Origin of the sequence: Simiaoa sp., from assembly GCF_051972595.1 — a bacterium.
Lineage (GTDB): Bacteria > Bacillota > Clostridia > Lachnospirales > Lachnospiraceae > Acetatifactor > Acetatifactor hominis.
Genome location: NZ_JBOKRY010000072.1, coordinates 1 through 4,576, shown reverse-complemented (window position 1 = coordinate 4,576; position 4,576 = coordinate 1). Strand labels below are relative to the sequence as shown.

The following is a 4,576-nucleotide window of genomic DNA, read 5'->3' as shown; positions in this document are numbered from 1 at the left end:
ACATCGAGGAAGGACATTCCGTTCGCCGTGGGCGTTCGTGGCTTCTTCACTAAATTTCAATTTAATTCCCCTGCGACGCATAATCCTTCGCATAGTAGTTCAGGAAGTACTCAAAGCGCTTGGCGATGAGCTTACGTCCTTTTACATTCAGGTGAAGATTGTCGGTCAGATATTCTTTTGCATTGTCCTCGGTGATGCTGCCGTACAGGTTATCCATAAAGGAAACACTGTGCAGGTTCGCGGAGTAGCACTCCTTGATCACGTAAGTGGACAGGACATCGCGGTTGTTATAGATATACATATCGGAACTTACATAATCCCCATTCTCATCCACTGCGTAAGCATACGTGGGAGACATTACAATAATACGGATCTGCGGATACAGGCTCTGCAGAACATCCAGGCTGGCCTCCAGATTACCCGTGAACTGCGTCGGATCGGTAGGGTTATCATCGTTGTACATGGGATTACCCAGGAGATAATCAGTGGCATCGTACATGATTGCCACAGTATCAATGGTATTGAAATCCAGCGTTTTCAGGGTATTGATCACTTCTTCCGCATCGGCGGGAGTTTTATCACCCAGCTGTTCAGCTGCCTGTACGTAATAGTTATCGATCGGGGCACCGGTTGCCAGACTCACCAGCCAATACAGGCAATAAGCATCCATAGCGGCAACAGTGGAATCAAAGTTCAGCTCCTGTGCAGCCAGATAACTTCCGCTGATGGAACAGTTGTATACGTTGGCACCGGTTTCCTTAGCAATCAGGTTCGCCAGACTGTCGGAAGAATCCCGGTCGTCTGCAAACGGAGCATTTCCGAATAGTACAATATTGGAAGCATCGGTGATCACCATCTGACCGTTCTCATCCGTCAGAGGGAGGATGGAATCCCAACTGTCATCGTAGGAACCCTGTCCGTCCTTGAAAATATCGGACTGGCTGACTCTCTGTCCCCAATGTGTGAAGCGGTAGGCTACAAGTCCTATCACTATAATCATGGCCAGCGCAAAAAAGACATGGACATTCAAAAAACGTCGGATGCCGGCAGGAGCAGGAGTCTCGTCTTCTTCCGGATAATCTTCCTCTTCATATTCTTCTGAAAAATCGTCATACTCGTCTGCCTTTGGAGAGACATCGGAAGTCTGCTTTTTATTTGACTTATGTGCGGATTTACCAGAATCTGTGTCTTGCATAGTTTCGTTTTCCAGGTCTACAATCTCAATATCCGGCATGCCATTCACCGGTGATGTGTGGATATTATGGTTGCTATCATTTCGTTTCATGAATTAAATCTCTCCATTTCAAGTATCTGTCATTGTGGTCAAAATGAGTTATTCTGATTTTACTATTATACGGAAAGAAAGTCCATAATATTAGAAAGATTTAAGAAATTCTGAAGAAATGGGCGAATGCCTTGATGTGGAGAAAATACAATGTTATAATGTTACGGAATTGTTACACTGAAGGACTATATGCAGAAGGGACAGATAAAATGAAAAAATTATTTAACCATACAAAGCGTCCGGAACGCAATTGGGAAGAAGACGTACAGGATGGTTACGATTGGGACGAGGAAGAGGAAGGCGAAGAATATTACGCCGATGATGAGGAGTACACCGGGGAAGAAGATGGCGAAGAGTACTACGCCGATGATGAGGAGTACACCGGGGAAGAAGACGGCGAAGAGTACTACGCCGATGATGGGGAGTACACCGGAGAAGAAGGCGAGGAGTACTACGCCGATGATGAGGAGTACACCGGAGGAGAAGAAGGCGAGGAGTACTACGCCGATGATGAGGAGTACACCGGAGAAGACGGCGAAGAGTACTACGCCGATGATGAGGAGTACACCGGAGAAGAAAAAGGTGAAGAATACTACGCCGATGATGAGGTATACACCGGAGAAGAAGGCGAGGAGTACTACGCCGATGATGAAGAGTATACCGGAGAGGACGAAGACGGCGAAGAGTATTATGCCGACGAGGAAGAACTCTATGATGAGGAATCCGGCTATGAATATGAGGACGATGTAAAAGCATCCAAGAAACAGGGAAAAAAGAAATTCGCCGCTATCTGGTCGAAATTCCTGAATATGAGTGCCATGGACCGGATCATGGCAGCTACCGGTGTGGCAGTACTGATCTTAGCAATTGTGACCGGCAGCGTGTATGCCAGTGCCCGTATGGTGGACAATCAGGTATCGGAGTTTGTCAGCGTTGGCACCCAGTTAGACGGGATCCATATGATCGGCGAGCAGGGACTGTTAGCGGTGGCAGATGCCACAGTGGCTAAGATCGCGGCAGCGAATGCAGTGGATGAAGACTATGAAGATCAGAAGGAATACGACGAAGCCGAATATACCAACGGTGGTACCGTAGAGCTGGAACTGGTCTCCGTACAGAAGGACCTGAAGATCAAGTTTACCAATAAAAAAAGCGGAAAACTGATCTCCAACGTGCCGTTTGCTGTGACGATCACGGATCCCAAAGGCAAGACCGAGACCTGGTCTGACGATGACATGGACGGTATCATCTATAAGAAGGGCATTACCCCCGGTAACTATACGGTAGCGGTAAATGCTCTGACCGATGAAAAATATAAGGACTATACCTTACCTACCGGAACACAGAAGGTAGAAGTCAAGAAAGATATCGCCTACAAAAAGGTTGATGTATCTAACGAGATTAAGAAGGAATCTGAGATCAACGCGGCAAAAGAGGATACCATGAAAAATGATACCGTGGTAGAGTCTGTGCTGGAAGATACAGTACAGTGGGTAGAAAGTAAGACACTGCCGCCCTCTTATCGTGAAGTAGGAAAGGATAAGATTACCAATCCGGAGACAGTTGCTTACAGCGGTAACTTCCTGCGTATGGCGGCAATAGAACCGACAGCGACACCAACAGCAGAACCTACGAAAACATCGGAGCCCACAGAAACGACAGAGCCAGTAGAAACAACGAAACCAACAGCAGAACCGACAGAAACAACGAAACCAACAACAGAACCGACAGAAACAACGAAACCAACAGCAGAACCTACAGCAGCGCCAACAACAGAACCCACGACGGCACCTACTGCGTCACCCAGTGTATCGCCGTCTCCGACCCCTGCTGCGACACCAACGGCAGTTTTAGAGCCCACGTCCGTAACCGTAGCCGTAGGAGCAGAAGCAACATCACAGATCAAAGTAACGAATTATACGGGTACGGCTACTTATAAGGTGGCTTCGAAAGATGATAAAATTGCGACCGCCGGTGTGGATGTTGCAAACGGCAAGATCGCTGTCAAAGGTGTGGCTGCCGGTGATACCACCGTAACCGCAACCGTAACTATGGGATCCGTGACCAAGACATTGGAACTGCCAGTAAAAGTAACTGCGAAGATGGCAATTACACTGGATAAGACGGCAGTGACCGTATATCCCAAGTCTACCGCTACCGTAACGGCAACCGTCAGCGGAAGCGGCACTGTAACCGCAAACTCCAGCGACACCAATATTGCCACGGTATCCGTGAACGGCAAGACCATTACCATCACCGGTGTGAAGGCCGGAAGTGCTACCATCACCGCAGTTTATAAAGAAGGTAATAGTGAGGTGAAGGCTACATGTACGGTAAAAGTCGGAACTTCCAATCCCAGAGAAGATAAGACCACCGTATTAAAAGATACCAGCGGAAGAGAATTATATGTATTGGATGGCAATAACCAATATATACTTGCACACTATGCGGATTATTACACCTCTTCCAAGTTCTACATTAAAGAAGCAACGAGATATACCGGATGGCAGACGTTGGATGGTAAGGTATATTTCTTCAAGGCAGACGGCGACAAAGTAACAGGTGAACAGGTCATTCAGGGAGCTAAATATAACTTTGCAAGTGATGGATCTCTGGTAGTTGGTTCCGGCACCATGGGTATTGATGTATCCAAGTGGAACGGTACCATTGACTGGAATGCTGTGAAAAATTCCGGAGTGAGTTACGTTATCATTCGTGTGGGATATCGTGGATCTTCCCAGGGTGCACTGATCGAGGATCCTAAGTTCAAGACTAACATTAAGGGAGCAACCGCAGCGGGTATCAAGGTAGGAGTATATTTCTTCACCCAGGCTGTGGATGAGGTAGAAGCGGTACAGGAAGCTTCCATGGTACTGGATCGTATCAGCGGATATAAGATTTCTTATCCGGTATTTCTGGATGTGGAAGGCAGTGGCGGAAGAGGAGACAAGATCGATTCAGCCACTAGAACAGCAGTATGTAAGGCATTCTGTAATACGATCCAGAATGCCGGTTATACAGCAGGTGTCTATGCAAACAAGACCTGGCTCAGCCAGAAAATGGATGCCGGTGCATTAAGTGCTTACAAGATCTGGCTGGCACAGTATGCGAAGACACCTACCTACACCGGAAGATATGATCTGTGGCAGTACCGTTCCAACGGTAAGGTCAGTGGTATCAGCGGAAATGTAGATCTCAACTTAAGCTACTTGGGATATTAAGATTTGCAATAAAGCCCAGACCGACTGCTTGCAGGCGGGTCTGGGGCTTTATTAGCAAATCAAACACACA

Annotated in this window: 2 protein-coding genes; one reads left to right on the top strand and one right to left on the bottom strand. The window is 47.3% G+C overall.

All coding sequences use genetic code 11. The features are described from left to right. Window positions 1–61 precede the first annotated feature (61 nt). Complete coding sequence (locus tag ACTRDR_RS14620; protein ID WP_440528352.1) at window positions 62–1,285, bottom strand: SGNH/GDSL hydrolase family protein; 1,224 nt, start codon at window positions 1,283–1,285, stop codon at window positions 62–64. Window positions 1,286–1,494: 209 nt separating this feature from the next. Here ACTRDR_RS14620 and ACTRDR_RS14615 point away from each other — a divergent pair, with 209 nt between their 5' ends. Beyond that, a complete protein-coding gene (locus ACTRDR_RS14615) occupies window positions 1,495–4,506 on the top strand; it encodes a GH25 family lysozyme (protein WP_440528350.1) in 3,012 nt (1,003 codons plus the stop codon). The last annotated feature ends 70 nt before the right edge of the window (window positions 4,507–4,576 follow it).

What these genes read in the sequence shown, in the direction of transcription:
- ACTRDR_RS14620 (WP_440528352.1), bottom strand. Translation starts at nt 1,285, where the DNA reads ATGAAACGAAATGATAGCAACCATAATATCCACACATCACCGGTGAAT.
- ACTRDR_RS14615 (WP_440528350.1), top strand. Translation starts at nt 1,495, where the DNA reads ATGAAAAAATTATTTAACCATACAAAGCGTCCGGAACGCAATTGGGAA.